Genomic DNA, 14063 nt, shown 5'->3' on the forward strand with positions numbered 1-14063 from the left:
GGAAATAAAAACGACTTTTACGACTAAGATTTTCGGAAAGTTGCTATCGGAGAACCCGCCTCCGCATCCTCGCTAAACTTTCACCTATGATCGTTGAAACTCTCCTATAAGACAATTTTAATTTGCCTATAAGACCGTTTAAACTTTCCTATAAGACAATTTTTCCGATCATAGGTGAAAGTTTGCCCGAAACCTATCCTTGCATACACGGAAAACAACCCTTTTTCAACAAGACACGAAAAAGCCGCGCCCCCGAAACCGGAAACGCGGCCTTTGTTAAATGTAATTTTTTGCCGGCACTAAGCTGTGCCTTAATCCCACTTACTTCGCATTCCGGATATCGTCCTGCGCACCGAAGATTAAGTTGCGCTTGTCAAGAGCTAAGCGCATCGCACTGCTTTTCGTAAACCTTACGCTCACGCGTTTAATGAGATTTGCACCTTTTTCCTTGGCCTCTTTCGCCGTCGACGCGCCCTCGCCGTGCATCGTCAGGCGAAAAGAACCGAGGTCTCCTAAGCGAACCGAATTACCGTCCGCAAGTGTTTGGAGAATCTCATATTGCAGGGCATCCAACACCGCCTTAACAGAGGCAGAAGATACGCCCGAACGCTTCTCGATGCGCCCGACAATCGTGCGCAACATTACGGGCACGCCCGGCGCCATCTGCGGATAAAATTTCACTTGATCTCTCTTGAGCGGATTTTTCTTCGCCCTAATAACGAATTTAATCATTGTGGTATAGATTTAATTGGTGAATAATTGAATCAAGAGCGCTCCTCGCCCTTGCGTATGCAAAGGTAAGCATTTCCGCCGAGCCGGCAAAACGCGCAATAATCGCTTGATTATAAGCTGATATGCGGATGATTTTGAAAGACCAACCCTAAGGGGTTGCCCTTTTGCGGCGAACTATGTCAGGGTTGTCGCTTCGCTCCAACGCCTGCCCTGCCAAAAGACTAAGCCTAAGGGCTTGTTGTTGCACTTTTTGATAATAAGTTGTTATCTTGTTATCTTCATCGAGAGAAGGCTATATTTAGTTGCGTATTGGATAAACAATTACACAATCATACCGACTCGCGTTAAATAATAACAATAGTGGAGTCTTCAACTAACATTGACATGTGCTTAAAGGAAATCCTGTAAAAATAGGTGAGGAGTTTTGCTCTTTTCTTGAGTTAGCGTACTTTTGCAGACAGTAAAAAAGTAGAGAAAATGAAACGTAACTATCGGTATATAATATTGTCTGTACTCGTCGGTTTAATTGTCGTTGCGTATTGGATGTTGTTTGCAGATTTTTCTTTGAAGAAGGATGCTTATATCTTTGTTGATGCTGACGACACGGCCGATTCTGTTTATGTGAAGTTAGATCGTGTAGCAGCACCCGGGCATTTTCTTAGTTTTAAGACCTTGTCGGCAGTGATGGGTTATCGTAAGCATATTCGTCATGGGCGGTATACGCTTACGGGTGTGGGTACTTTGCAATTGTTTCGTAATATGCGCAATGGGAAGCAAGGGCCTGTGGCTTTTGTCGTCCCCATTGTGCGTACATCCAACGATTTGGCAGGTAAATTGGGGCAGTCGTTTGAGACTGATTCCGCAACCTTCGCACGTGCCTTTCACGATCCCGCCTTTTGCGCTAAATATGGTGTAGATACAGCCACGATTATCGCACTTTTTATTCCGAATACTTATGAGTTGTATTGGAGTACCACGCCGGAGCAACTGATGACAAGGATGAAGAAAGAGTATGACAATTATTGGACTCCGAAGCGTAAGGCTTTAGCTAAGAAGAACGGGCTTACTCCGCTGCAAGTAATGACTTTGGCTTCAATAGTGGAGCAAGAGACGAACGACAATAAGGAGAAACCAATGGTTGCCGGTATGTATTTGAATCGCTATAAAAAAGGTATGCGTTTGCAGGCTGATCCTACGGTGAAGTATGCGACGGGTAAATTTTACCTGCATCGTATCGCGGGCGACATTCTCTTTACTGATAGTCCTTACAATACCTATAAATATGCAGGGTTTCCTCCAGGGCCGATTTGCATCCCGAGTATCGCGAGCATTAAGTCGGTACTCAATTATGCACACCACAACTATTTCTATATGTGTGCGAAAGAGGATTTCTCCGGATCACATAACTTCGCCGAAACTTATGAAGAGCATCAAGTCAATGCCCAAAAATATGCGGAGGCGTTGAATGCGAGAGGAATCAAATAAAGACTTTGGTAAAGAAAACTCAAGCGCTCCTTGCGAAGAACTATTCGCAAGGAGCGCTTGAGCTGTTATAGCTGAAAGTTTATTTGTGTGCCGGTTGAGCAGCCAAGGCCGCGCCTCTGCTACCTACTTCTTAGCTTCAGACAAACTATAGCCGGATTGTCGGTATAGCTGAACGAGGATGCGGTAGCGCTGGTTATACAGATTGTCTACACAATCAAAAGCCAAAACATCGAAGGACCTTTGCGTGATATAGATGGATATGCTGTTGTTGTGGTTACTCGGATCAAAACTTAGCGTAAGTCTATCGCCTCTTAAGTTCCAAAAACCATATTGCCTACCACTGAATGTCTCTATATAAAACTCTGAGGAGGTGCTGCCGAAGACGAGTAAATTTCCTATCCTAAACGGACAGTTTCCCGGGTTTTGTTCTTCTATGTTGATTACCCGCCAAGCTGTTTCTCTCAATGGGTTGCGCTGAAACCAAATATCTTCTTCGCAGCTACTGAAAAATAAGAGCGGGCAGAGGAGCAATAAACTGCAGAGGAGTCTTGATGCGGATGCGATTCTTTTCATATGCTTATCTTTACAAATTTATCTTGTTTTGCGACCAAAAATATAGAATTGGTCATATTTCAGATTCAAAGTTATGATAAGCAGATCAAATAGAAAAGAAATCAGCATAAAAAATCCCCATATCAACCATAAGGAGATATAGGGATGAATGGAGTGACTCGCATAGGATTCAAACCTATAACCTTCTGATCCGTAGTCAGATGCTCTATTCAGTTGAGCTAGCGAGCCAAACGTCAGAGTGACTCGCATAGGATTCAAACCTATAACCTTCTGATCCGTAGTCAGATGCTCTATTCAGTTGAGCTAGCGAGCCAATTCTTTCCGAATTGCGACTGCAAAAGTAGGGATTCTTTAGAGAATGAACAAGCGTTTAGCAGAAAAAAATAGCGCTTGGTTTGATATTGTCCTGAAAGTACAGATTAACGGCAAATGTATCACGCGCTTATGGCTAAAATTCGTTCTCTCCTTCTATTGCTTTAATTCATTATAAGATTGTTATAAGCCACGCTCGGTGAGGAGCTGATCCATTTCTATTTGTAGCTCGTGTGCTTTCTCACCGGCTACGGTAGCAAAGCGTGAGGATGAGTCTGCGTAAATAATGCCGCGGGAAGAATTGATAAGCAGACCGCATTCTTCATTCGTCATTCCATAACGACAAACTTCAGCAAGTGATCCTCCCTGAGCGCCAACTCCGGGTACGAGCAAGAAATGATGCGGGACAATCTCGCGAATATGTTTGAAAAAATCGCCTTTTGTTGCGCCTACAACATACATCATCTGCTCGCTATCTGCCCATTGCTGGCTCGTTTTCAGAACTTTCTCATACAAAGCCTCGCCATCAGCCAGCGTTTGTTGTTGGAAATCTGCCGATCCTTTGTTGCTCGTCAGTGCCAACAAGACTACCCACTTATTTTTATAGGGTAGGAAAGGGGCAACGCTGTCTTCGCCCATATAAGGTGCGACGGTTAGTGCGTCTACGTTGAGGTCTTCAAAGAAAGCACGCGCATACATCGCCGAAGTGTTGCCTATATCGCCTCGCTTCGCGTCGGCAATGATTAGATGTTCAGGATAATTGGTGCGCAAGTACTCCACTGTGGCTTCAAAGGCCGTCCAACCGGCCACGCCAAAGCATTCATAAAAGGCTAAATTGGGCTTGTAAGCCACGCAATAGGGAGCTGTGGCGTCGATGATCGCTTTGTTGAATGCAAATATGGGGTCTGGCATATCTAAAATATGTGCTGGCACTTTTTTTAGGTCGGTGTCCAAACCCACACAGAGGAAGGTGCGCCGTTTGCGTATGATATCGACTAATTGTTGTTTGTTCATTGAGATATACTTTTCGGTTTGTTGTTTAATTACTGAGGAATTTACCGGTAGAGACTTGCTGCTTATAGTTCGGCTTCCTTCATTCGCTCTGCATTTTCTGCCACCATCAATTGATCAATGCAGTCTTGGATATCGCCATCTACAAAGGCGGGGAGATTATATATGGTATAATTGATGCGGTGGTCTGTAATGCGGCCCTGCGGATAGTTGTAAGTGCGAATCTTTGCGCTTCTATCGCCTGTCGAAACTAAAGTTTTGCGCCGATTGGCTATATCGTCTACGTATTTTTGATGCTCTTTGTCATAGATAAATGTGCGCAAGCGGGCCAAAGCTCGCTCCTTGTTCTTCGGTTGGTCGCGCGTCTCCGTACATTCTATCAATATTTCTTCCGTCTCTCCGGTATTTGGATTCTTCCAATCATAGCGTAGGCGCACACCGGACTCTACTTTGTTGACGTTCTGCCCGCCTGCGCCGCTCGAACGGAAGGTTTCCCATCGAATTTCTCCTTCGTGAATTTCAACATCGAAAGCTTCCGCCTCAGGAAGTACGGCTACCGTTGCCGCCGAAGTGTGTACGCGTCCTTGCGTTTCCGTAGCCGGTACACGTTGTACGCGATGTACACCGCTCTCATACTTTAATGTGCCGTAAACATCCGCTCCTGTGACGGAGGCAACGACTTCTTTGAAACCGCCGACGGCACCTTCGTTAGCTGAAGATACTTCAAATTTCCAACCTTTGCTCTCGCAAAATTTCGCATACATACGAAAGAGATCGCCGGCAAAGAGAGCAGCTTCATCGCCTCCGGTTCCGGCACGTATTTCTAAGATTGCATTTTTCCCATCTTCGGGATCTTTCGGCACAAGCATCAATTTTATCTGCTCTTCACAAGTCGGGATTTCCGCTTCGCACGCAGCTACTTCTTCGCGAGCCAATTCTTTGAGTTCCGCATCCGTTTCCGTTAACAGCAGATTCTTGCTTTCTTGCAAATTAGACAAGAGTTCTGCATAGCGTTTGCGAGCTTGCATCAAGTCTTCCAGCTCTTTGTACTCTTTTGTCAGGCGCACGTAGCGCGTTTGATCAGCTATGACTGAAGGATCTGTGATTAACGTGGAAACTTCTTCAAACCGACTGCGCAGGCCGTCAAGTTTTTCTAAGAGCGTATTTGTGGTTACTGCCATTTTCTAAGTGTTGCACAAGATATAGTGCGTGAGTCTTAATAATTAAATTCGCCAAATTCGCTTCGAATCGTCAATGAGCGCTTTCCCTCTTCAATTCTGCCGACGATTTGTGCATCGATATTAAAGTCTTTTGCCGTGCTGATGACTTCTTCGGCCTTTTCCGGTGCAACGTAAATCTCCATTCTATGCCCCATATTAAAGACTTTATACATCTCTTGCCAATCTGTGCCGCTTTGTGCTTGGATTATACGGAACAAAGGAGGCAAGGGGAACATATTATCTTTGATTACACGGCAATTTTCACCAACAAAATGGAGCACTTTTGTCTGTGCGCCGCCGGTGCAATGTACCATTCCGTGAATCTCTGCCCGCATTTTCTCCAACAGACGTTTGATTACCGGCGCATAAGTACGGGTTGGCGATAAAACCAATTGGCCCGCCGTGAGCGGCGTGTCGGGAATCGGATCCAAAAGCTGGTAGATGCCGCTATAAACAAGTTCTTGCGGAACGTCGTGGTTGTAAGTTTCGGGGTATTTCTTCGCGAGATCTTTTGCGAAAACGTCGTGACGTGCCGAGGTGAGCCCATTGCTGCCCATCCCGCCATTGTATTTCGTCTCGTAGGTCGCTTGTCCGAATGAGGCTAAGCCGACAATCACATCGCCGGGGCGGATGTTCGCATTATCAATAACTTCTGAGCGCTTCATACGGCAGGTTACCGTGCTATCCACTATGATTGTGCGCACCAAATCACCCACATCGGCCGTTTCGCCTCCCGTGGCGTAAATACCAATGCCCATTTCGCGCAGTTGCTGTAAGAGTTCGTCCGTACCATTTATGATGGCTGAGATAACGTCTCCCGGAATCAGCATCTTATTGCGCCCGATAGTTGAACTTACTAAGATATTGTCGACTGCTCCGACGCAAAGCAAATCGTCGGTATTCATAATCAGCGCGTCTTGGGCTATGCCTTTCCAGACGGAGAGGTCACCCGTCTCTTTCCAGTACGCATAAGCCAAGCTCGACTTCGTGCCGGCGCCATCGGCGTGCATAATATTGCAATACTCCGGGTCGCCGCCCAAAATGTCGGGAATGATTTTGCAAAAAGCTTGTGAGAAAATCCCTTTATCAATGTTTTTAATGGCGTTGTGCACGTCTTCTTTCATTGCGCTAACGCCACGCATCATATAGCGTTGTTTTGGATCCATAATAAGGAGATATGTATTTTACCGCTACTTATTCAAAGTTGACAGTCGGTGCGTTTTGTGCGTTTTCTGCAGCTTCAAATTTTGCTTTAGGAGCAAAGCCAAACATTTTAGCTACGATGTTTCCCGGGAATTTTCGTACTGATATATTGTAGCCCTGCACAGCTTTGTTGTAACGCGTGCGGCTTTCTGAGATACGATTTTCTGTACCTTCCAACTGCGCTTGCAGTTCGGAGAAGTTTTCATTGGCTTTTAAGTTAGGATAGCTCTCAGATACAGCCAAGAGTTTCCCAAGTGCTGCCGAGAGTTGTCCTTGTGCCTGTTGATACTGTTGCAATTTTTCCGGTGTTAGTCCGTCTGCGCTGACCGTAATCTGCGTAGCGCGGGCTCTTGCAGACACAACGGCTTCGAGCGTTTCTTTTTCGTGTTTTGCATAGCCTTTGACCACGTTCACCAGATTAGGGATGAGGTCGCTTCGGCGTTGATATTGAGTTTGCACGTTGCCCCAAGCAGTGGTGACAACTTCATCTTGTCCCACTAAACTATTGTATGTGGAAAAGGACCAAAAGACACAGATGAGTAGCAAGCCTCCTACGGCGAGGAGAATCAGATTTTTCTTGGATAATGATTTCATAATGCGTTATTATTTTTGTTCTTAAAAATAGAGAAAGAGAATCGTGTACGCCAATTACTCATTCGGCTCGTCTAAAAGCTACCACCGCTTCCGCCGCCGCCAAAACTTCCACCGCCGAAGCTACCTCCGCCTCCAAAGCCACCCCCTCCACTGAAGCCTCTGCCCCAGCCACTACCGAACGAGTAGGGACCAACGTTTCTCAAGTGGGCTTGATTACGAGCAAGAGAATATTTTTTCTCATCCTCGTACCCACATTTTTTACAGCGATAGGAGAATACTTTATAGAGGTGTTTATCTTTGCCTCGTTCTATCCTTGTTTTAACGACCTTTAGCTTACTGTTACGACATTGCGGACAAATTCGTCTTGTTCTAAGGGCATTTACTACGGCATAAATTGCGCCTAGAAAGGCACAAAAACCAAAGATGATTAAGCCGAGTAATTGCGATAACTCATCCTCGTCCAAATCTCCGTTGGAGTTTACTAAACTTTTATCGCCCATGCAATAGGTTGACAAGGCTTTGACGGAAGTAAACATAGCTTCGTCCCAATCACCTCTTTTTAAGGCCGGGACCATCAGTCGATTCTCTACACGCCGGCAAATGGCATCCGGCAGTGTACCTTCTAAGCCCGTTCCCGTCAAAATTTGATATTTTCTATCTTTCGTTGCAAGCACGATGAGGAGGCCGGAGTTTTGCTCCTTGCTACCTATGCCGTAATGTTCCGCCAGATCCATACCAAAACGGTAAGCATCGGCATTTTCTACGCGCCCTACAACCACGACTATAGCCTGTACACCACGCTTTTCTTCAAGCACAGTAAGCATATTGTTGATCGAATCAGTCGTGGCTTTAGATAAGATTTGCTCCGGGTTGCAGACGTGCTGAGTCTTATCTTTCAAATATACCATTGGCAGATTCTTAGGTGTCCATTCTGTCGTTTCAGAAAAGCAACTTAAGGCACTTAAAGTCAATAAAAAGATGAAAAGTTTTCGCAGCATAATTCTGTAAGCGTGTATTTCTTTTCAGCAAATTTACATGAAGCCTGCCAAATACGCAAGAATCTCTGCTTTACTTTTGTGTTTCGCTCGTTTTAAGTCGAAAAAGTGACGCTCACCGTGCTGTTTTTGATGCTTATCTCTATTGTTGTTTTATGCTATTTTCATAGTGGAGGCAGTATGTCGCTCGCGTTTATAAGGCCGGTCAAAACAATAAGGACAAAGAAGCATAAAATCGGGTCAAAAGTCTCGGTGTGCATTGCCGACGAGTTGAACCGTCCATTGTTTGCCGGCAGCAAACGATAGTATGCTCGCGCCAAACCATAGTATGCTCCCGGCAAACGATAGTTTGGTGCCGGCAAACAATACTCATAGCATTGAAATAAGATGCATATAAGGATATAATCAGTTGAAAATAAGCCCATAATAAAGAATCTTAGACGAGGAAGAAACGAGTGGGGGAGTAAGTGTGCGACATACGGCTCTGCCGCATAAAATCATAGCCGAGAGTTGATCATTTTGCGGCGAATATCGTATCTTTGCCAAGCATTCGGCCCTTCAATTTGCGAAAGTCTTATGCCCGATTGAATGAACGGAAGCATCATTTAAGATGAAGAAGCCAAATGGAAAAGTTTGAAATCTCAATTCTTGGGTGCGGCTGCGCTGTACCTACGATGCGCCATAATCCGGCAGCACAGATCGTAAACTTTCGCCATAAATTGTTTATGATCGATTGCGGCGAAGGAACGCAACTTCAATATCGTCGCCGGCGCTTGCCCTTTGCTCGTCTGCAAGCCGTCTTTATTAGTCATTTGCATGGCGATCATTGTTTGGGTCTGGTCGGCATGATTTCAACGTTTGCCCTATTAGGCAGAACCGCCCCCTTGCACGTTTATGCTCCGGCAGAGTTTGAGCCGATATTGCAGGATCAAATTGATTTCTTTGTCGGAAAGTCGGCCTTTGAAGTGCCTTTTCATCCAATAGATACCAAGCAAACACAAGTGATATACGAAGATCGCGGCTTGACGGTGACCTCCTTGCCTCTTCTACATCGCGTTCCCTGCTGCGGTTTTCTCTTTCGCGAGAAACCATCTTTGCCTCACATTAAGCGAGAGATGATAGACTTCTATAAAATACCTCACTATGCCATCAACAGCATTAAGCAAGGAACTGACTGGACGACACCTGAGGGCGACATAATCCCAAATCATCGTTTGGTTTTTGCGGGTGATGCGCCGCGAAGTTATGCCTATTGTAGCGATACGGCTTACTATCCATCACTTTGCGAACCCCTCAAAGGTGTAAACCTGCTTTATCACGAAGCTACCTTTGCCGAAGATATGACAGAACGTGCGCGCCTTGTCGGCCATTCCACTGCACGCCAAGCGGCGCAGATTGCTCGGGCGGCTGAAGTGGGAAAGCTGTTGCTGGGACATTTCTCTGCGCGCTATGAAGACGAAACTGTACTCTTGCAAGAGGCGCAGGAGGTGTTTCCAAATGCGATTTTGGCGCACGAAGGCTTGTGCATCTCGCTTTGAAGAAAGAGCGCAGGTCGTACCATCGATTAAAGATAAAAGTAAAGATGGCTTTGTCTTTTTACATGCAAATCGTACATTTGCAGTAAGTATATGCATTGAAAAGTAACATAGAATATGAAAAAAAGAATTTTAGTCAGCGGCGGTACAGGCTTTATCGGCTCGCACACAACAGTAGAGCTTCTCTCGGCAGGTTACGAAGTGGTGATTGTTGATAACCTCTCTAATTCCTCAGCTGACGTTGTAGATGGCATAGAACAAATCACAGGACAACGTCCCTTTTTTGAAAAAGTAGATTGCTGCGACTATGCAGCGCTGGATGCCGTCTTCCATAAATATGCACCAATCGACGGCATTATCCATTTCGCAGCCAGCAAGGCTGTAGGCGAGAGTGTGGAGAAGCCTTTGAAGTATTATCGCAACAATACCCTTTCAACGATAAACCTGCTTGAGATGTCAGCAGAGCATAAGGTGAAAGGCTTTATCTTTTCCTCATCTTGCACGGTCTATGGACAGCCCGACCCTGAAAATTTACCCGTCACCGAGGCTGCTCCGCGCAAAGAAGCGGAGAGTCCTTATGGGAATACGAAAAAAATAGACGAAGATATTATCACTGATTTCTGTAAGAGCGGCGCACCACTAAGCGCTGTCTTGCTGCGTTACTTTAACCCGATCGGTGCGCATCCAACGGGAATCATCGGAGAAATGCCTAATGGCGTTCCGGCAAACCTTATTCCGTATCTTACACAAACGGCCATAGGCATTCGAGAATGCTTAAGCGTCTTCGGCGATGATTATGATACGCCTGATGGGTCTTGTATTCGTGACTATATATATGTGGTCGATTTAGCTAAGGCTCACGTTGCAGCAATGGAGCGCGTTCTGTCGGGAAAGAATACTGAACAAGTGGAGATTTATAACGTAGGCACTGGTGAAGGCGTTAGTGTCTTAGAGTTGATCCATACTTTTGAAAAATGTACGGGCGTCAAACTTAATTATGCTATTGCCGGCCGTCGCCAAGGCGATATCGTTAAAGTGTGGGGCAATGTTGATAAGGCCAATAATGTATTAGGATGGAAAGCTATGCACTCTTTGGAGGATGCACTTTCGTCTGCGTGGAATTGGCAATTGAAGCTCCGCGAAAGAGGCGTGATGTAAAGCAACCATATTCACTACCGAAGAGATTGCCTGCGGCGTTTAGGTGGTTTCTTCGGCAGTTTGGTAACTGAAATATGCGGGAAACACCTTATTATAGAATAGAAGAAAGATTGTTGCGCAATAATCTGGCGCTGATTCGCAGAACGGCAAACGAAGCCGGCGTGGAATTTATCTTGGCTTTCAAAGCTTTTGCCCTTTGGAAAACTTTCTTCATTTTCAGAGATTATATTGCGCATACCACGGCGTCATCTCCCAATGAAGCGCGTTTGGCTTTCGAAGAATTTGGTTCTAAGGCGCATACTTATTCTCCGGCTTATGAGGATAAGGACTTTGATACGATTATGCGTTGTAGTAGCCATATTACTTTTAATTCACTACAACAATTCGAACATTTCTATCCTCGTATTGTCGAAAATGGGAAGCTGATCTCGTGCGGGTTGCGCATCAATCCGCAGTATAGCGAAATAGAGACTACGCTTTATAACCCTTGTGCGCCGGGTTCTCGATTCGGCATTTTGGCAGAGCAACTACCTGACCAATTGCCTGAAGGCGTAGAAGGCTTTCATTGCCATAATCATTGCGAGAGTAGCGCCGCAGCTTTGGTGCATACACTTGAACATATCGAAGCGCGTTTTGGTAAGTGGCTTCCGGCAATTAAATGGTTGAACCTTGGCGGCGGGCATCTGCTTACGCGTAAAGATTATGACGTAAGACTGCTGATTGATACACTAAAAAGTTTTAAGGCGCGCTATCCTCAGCTTCATTTGATCTTGGAACCGGGTTCTGCTTTCGCATGGCAGACGGGCGATCTCTTTGCAAGTGTCGTTGACATCGTGGAAAATGATGGGATAAAGACAGCTATTTTAAATGTAAGTTTTACTTGCCATATGCCCGATTGTTTAGAAATGCCTTATTGGCCTGCAATTAGAGGTGCGGAGACATTGGAACCGCCGCAAGCTGCCGGACGCGAGCGCGAGCCACTCGTTTATCGTTTAGGCGGGAATAGTTGCTTGAGCGGAGACTTTATGGGTTATTGGCGCTTTGAGCAACCTTTGCAAATTGGCGATACCATTCGTTTTTCAGATATGATTCATTATACAACGGTAAAGACCAATATGTTTAACGGTATTCCCCATCCTTCCCTTGTCTTGTTGAGAGAAAATGGAGAAGAAGAGTTATTGCGCCGTTTTGGATATGAAGATTATCGAGACCGAATGGATTAAGAGAAACAATGACTTATTAACCAAGACTAATTGTATATATTATGAAAGAAGAAACCAGACTGCCGGATAATGCACTTCGAGAATTGAAGCTCGGCGAGGAGTATGAACCAATTATGAAGCCCAATAAGCAGTACAGAGAAGTTTCTGCTTGGTCGATTACTTGGGGTATTCTTATGGCTGTAATCTTTTCTGCAGCTTGTGCTTATTTGGGCTTGAAGGTCGGGCAAGTATTTGAGGCCGCCATACCTATAACCATTATCGCTGTGGGTCTTTCCGGCGCTACGCATCGTAAGGATCCTTTAGGTGAAAATGTCATTATTCAGAGCATTGGTGCCTGCTCCGGAATGATTGTAGCCGGCGCTATTTTTACTTTGCCTGCTTTATACATTCTGCAAGCAAAATATCCTGAGATGAGTGTCAACTTTATGGAGATCTTCTTCTCATCTTTGTTGGGTGGTGTGCTTGGTATCCTGTTCTTGATACCTTTCCGCAAGTTTTTTGTGAAAGATATGCATGGAAAATATCCTTTCCCGGAAGCAACGGCATCTACGCAGGTCCTGATTTCCGGTGAACGAGGCGGCAGTCAGGCCAAGCCTTTGCTGGTTGCGGGCTTGATTGGTGGCCTTTACGACTTCCTTGTAGCCTCTTTTGGCGCGTGGAATGAGTGCTTCACAAGCCGTGTTTGCGAGTGGGGTAGTACAATAGCCGACAAAACGAAGCTTATTTTTAAGGTCAACACAAGTGCCGCCGTTTTAGGTATGGGCTATATTATCGGATTGAAGTATGCAGCTATCATCTGCTTTGGTTCTATGATGATTTGGTGGGTCTTTGTCCCCGGCATAGCTCTGTTTTGGCCCGATCAAGTTGTGAAAGACGGCATTGTAGCTTCGCAAGCTTCTCCCGAAGACATCTTCTTTTATGCGCGCAGCATAGGTATTGGTGGCATAGCTATGGCCGGCATCATCGGCATCATAAAAAGTTGGAGCGTGATCAAGGGTGCTTTCTCTTTAGCCGGACGTATTTTCAAGGGTGGCGCAAAAGATGAAGAAAACGTACCTCGTACGCAGCGCGATCTACCGATGAAGATTATAGCAATGGGCTCTTTGCTTACCATTGTCTTAGTGACGCTGTTGTTTTACTTCGATGTTATGGGTGGTAACTTACTGTTTACCATTGTCGGTATTTTACTTGTAGCCTCCATAGCCTTTCTTTTCACGACGGTAGCTGCAAATGCTATTGCGATTGTCGGATCTAACCCCGTGAGTGGTATGACTTTGATGACCCTTATTCTTGCTTCTGTGATTATGGTGGCTGTTGGCTTAAAAGGCACGGGCGGAATGGTGGCCGCTTTGATTATGGGTGGCGTCGTTTGCACGGCACTTTCTTCTGCCGGTTCTTTTATTACCGACCTGAAAATTGGCTATTGGCTTGGATCAACGCCCTACAAGCAAGAGACCTTTAAGTTTATTGGCATCTTGGTAAGTGCTGCCACGGTCGGTGGTGTCATAATGATTCTAAATAAGGCTTACGGTTTTGAAGGTGACGCCTTAGCTGCTCCCCAAGCACGTGCTATGGCGGCCGTAATAGAACCTTTGATGAGTGGAGCAGGCGCACCTTGGTTACTTTACGGCATAGGCGCGCTTATCTCTATCATCTTAACGCTTTGCGGAGTTTCAGCTTTGGCTTTCGCTTTAGGTATGTTTATTCCTTTGCAATTGAACCTGCCCCTGCTTGTTGGCGGATTTGTCAGCTGGTATATTAGTTCGCGCACAAAAGATGAGGCCCTCAACAAGGCACGCAATGAAAAAGGCACACTGCTGGCCAGCGGTTTTATTGCCGGAGGCGCTTTAATGGGTGTTGTCAGTGCAGCTATGCAGTTTGGTGGCATTAAATTCATCAACAAAGATTGGATTAACAGCCCTAACAGCCAGTTGCTATCACTCGTAGTCTACATCTGCTTGGTGCTCTACTTCATAAATTCCTCAAAACGTGCGAAATTATAGGTAACTATAGTGTGCTAAT

12 protein-coding genes and 2 tRNA genes are annotated in these 14063 nt (G+C 45.5%); 5 read left to right on the forward strand and 9 right to left on the reverse strand.

Going from position 1 to position 14063, the window contains the following annotated elements:
• Positions 1-321 precede the first annotated feature (321 nt).
• The gene (locus GCWU000325_RS07160; protein WP_006255675.1) at positions 322-732 is read right to left on the reverse strand and encodes an HU family DNA-binding protein; all 411 of its coding nucleotides are present in this window, start codon (positions 730-732) and stop codon (positions 322-324) included.
• 477 nt (positions 733-1209) lie between these two features.
• On the opposite strand from GCWU000325_RS07160, the gene mltG reads away from it, so the two are divergent.
• Positions 1210-2217, forward strand: coding sequence for an endolytic transglycosylase MltG (gene mltG, locus GCWU000325_RS07165; protein ID WP_006255676.1), 1008 nt, complete (start codon positions 1210-1212; stop codon positions 2215-2217).
• Positions 2218-2340: 123 nt separating this feature from the next.
• On the opposite strand, the gene GCWU000325_RS07170 is transcribed toward mltG, so the two are convergent.
• The 8 genes from GCWU000325_RS07170 to GCWU000325_RS07205 form a co-directional block, all read right to left on the reverse strand.
• On the reverse strand, positions 2341-2790 hold the full coding sequence (locus tag GCWU000325_RS07170) for a hypothetical protein (RefSeq protein ID WP_006255677.1): 450 nt from the start codon (positions 2788-2790) through the stop codon (positions 2341-2343).
• Positions 2791-2944: 154 nt separating this feature from the next.
• Positions 2945-3018, reverse strand: a tRNA-Arg gene (locus GCWU000325_RS07175).
• A gap of 11 nt (positions 3019-3029) precedes the next feature.
• Positions 3030-3103: transfer RNA gene (locus GCWU000325_RS07180), tRNA-Arg, on the reverse strand.
• A 182-nt stretch (positions 3104-3285) separates the two neighbouring features.
• Complete coding sequence (pyrF, locus tag GCWU000325_RS07185; RefSeq protein ID WP_006255679.1) at positions 3286-4116, reverse strand: orotidine-5'-phosphate decarboxylase; 831 nt, start codon at positions 4114-4116, stop codon at positions 3286-3288.
• A gap of 62 nt (positions 4117-4178) precedes the next feature.
• Positions 4179-5294 carry a peptide chain release factor 1 gene (gene prfA, locus GCWU000325_RS07190; RefSeq protein WP_006255680.1) on the reverse strand — a complete coding sequence of 372 codons (1116 nt, stop codon included), beginning with the start codon at positions 5292-5294 and terminating at the stop codon, positions 4179-4181.
• A gap of 35 nt (positions 5295-5329) precedes the next feature.
• The gene (locus GCWU000325_RS07195; RefSeq protein WP_006255681.1) at positions 5330-6499 is read right to left on the reverse strand and encodes an AIR synthase-related protein; all 1170 of its coding nucleotides are present in this window, start codon (positions 6497-6499) and stop codon (positions 5330-5332) included.
• A 28-nt stretch (positions 6500-6527) separates the two neighbouring features.
• Positions 6528-7130, reverse strand: coding sequence for a LemA family protein (locus GCWU000325_RS07200; protein ID WP_006255682.1), 603 nt, complete (start codon positions 7128-7130; stop codon positions 6528-6530).
• Positions 7131-7201: 71 nt separating this feature from the next.
• Positions 7202-8038 (reverse strand): TPM domain-containing protein, encoded by an 837-nt coding sequence (locus tag GCWU000325_RS07205; RefSeq protein ID WP_169303829.1) that lies wholly within the window; start codon positions 8036-8038, stop codon positions 7202-7204.
• Positions 8039-8748: 710 nt separating this feature from the next.
• On the opposite strand from GCWU000325_RS07205, the gene GCWU000325_RS07215 reads away from it, so the two are divergent.
• The 4 genes from GCWU000325_RS07215 (at position 8749) to GCWU000325_RS07230 (ending at position 14044) form a co-directional block, all read left to right on the forward strand.
• Entirely contained in the window at positions 8749-9663 is a 915-nt protein-coding gene (locus tag GCWU000325_RS07215) for a ribonuclease Z (protein WP_040599487.1), read from the forward strand.
• Between the two features lie 114 nt (positions 9664-9777).
• Positions 9778-10818: a UDP-glucose 4-epimerase GalE gene (gene galE / locus GCWU000325_RS07220; protein ID WP_006255688.1), complete on the forward strand. Its 1041-nt coding sequence runs from the start codon at positions 9778-9780 to the stop codon at positions 10816-10818.
• Between the two features lie 74 nt (positions 10819-10892).
• A complete protein-coding gene (nspC, locus tag GCWU000325_RS07225) occupies positions 10893-12041 on the forward strand; it encodes a carboxynorspermidine decarboxylase (protein ID WP_006255689.1) in 1149 nt (382 codons plus the stop codon).
• Between the two features lie 41 nt (positions 12042-12082).
• Positions 12083-14044 carry an OPT family oligopeptide transporter gene (locus GCWU000325_RS07230; RefSeq protein ID WP_006255690.1) on the forward strand — a complete coding sequence of 654 codons (1962 nt, stop codon included), beginning with the start codon at positions 12083-12085 and terminating at the stop codon, positions 14042-14044.
• Positions 14045-14063 lie beyond the last annotated feature (19 nt).

It is taken from the genome of Alloprevotella tannerae ATCC 51259, from assembly GCF_000159995.1.
Taxonomy (GTDB): domain Bacteria; phylum Bacteroidota; class Bacteroidia; order Bacteroidales; family Bacteroidaceae; genus Alloprevotella; species Alloprevotella tannerae.

What these genes read in the sequence shown, in the direction of transcription:
- GCWU000325_RS07205 (WP_169303829.1), bottom strand. Translation starts at nt 8,038, where the DNA reads ATGGTATATTTGAAAGATAAGACTCAGCACGTCTGCAACCCGGAGCAA.
- pyrF (WP_006255679.1), bottom strand. Translation starts at nt 4,116, where the DNA reads ATGAACAAACAACAATTAGTCGATATCATACGCAAACGGCGCACCTTC.
- GCWU000325_RS07195 (WP_006255681.1), bottom strand. Translation starts at nt 6,499, where the DNA reads ATGGATCCAAAACAACGCTATATGATGCGTGGCGTTAGCGCAATGAAA.
- prfA (WP_006255680.1), bottom strand. Translation starts at nt 5,294, where the DNA reads ATGGCAGTAACCACAAATACGCTCTTAGAAAAACTTGACGGCCTGCGC.
- nspC (WP_006255689.1), top strand. Translation starts at nt 10,893, where the DNA reads ATGCGGGAAACACCTTATTATAGAATAGAAGAAAGATTGTTGCGCAAT.
- GCWU000325_RS07200 (WP_006255682.1), bottom strand. Translation starts at nt 7,130, where the DNA reads ATGAAATCATTATCCAAGAAAAATCTGATTCTCCTCGCCGTAGGAGGC.
- galE (WP_006255688.1), top strand. Translation starts at nt 9,778, where the DNA reads ATGAAAAAAAGAATTTTAGTCAGCGGCGGTACAGGCTTTATCGGCTCG.
- mltG (WP_006255676.1), top strand. Translation starts at nt 1,210, where the DNA reads ATGAAACGTAACTATCGGTATATAATATTGTCTGTACTCGTCGGTTTA.
- GCWU000325_RS07230 (WP_006255690.1), top strand. Translation starts at nt 12,083, where the DNA reads ATGAAAGAAGAAACCAGACTGCCGGATAATGCACTTCGAGAATTGAAG.
- GCWU000325_RS07170 (WP_006255677.1), bottom strand. Translation starts at nt 2,790, where the DNA reads ATGAAAAGAATCGCATCCGCATCAAGACTCCTCTGCAGTTTATTGCTC.
- GCWU000325_RS07215 (WP_040599487.1), top strand. Translation starts at nt 8,749, where the DNA reads ATGGAAAAGTTTGAAATCTCAATTCTTGGGTGCGGCTGCGCTGTACCT.
- GCWU000325_RS07160 (WP_006255675.1), bottom strand. Translation starts at nt 732, where the DNA reads ATGATTAAATTCGTTATTAGGGCGAAGAAAAATCCGCTCAAGAGAGAT.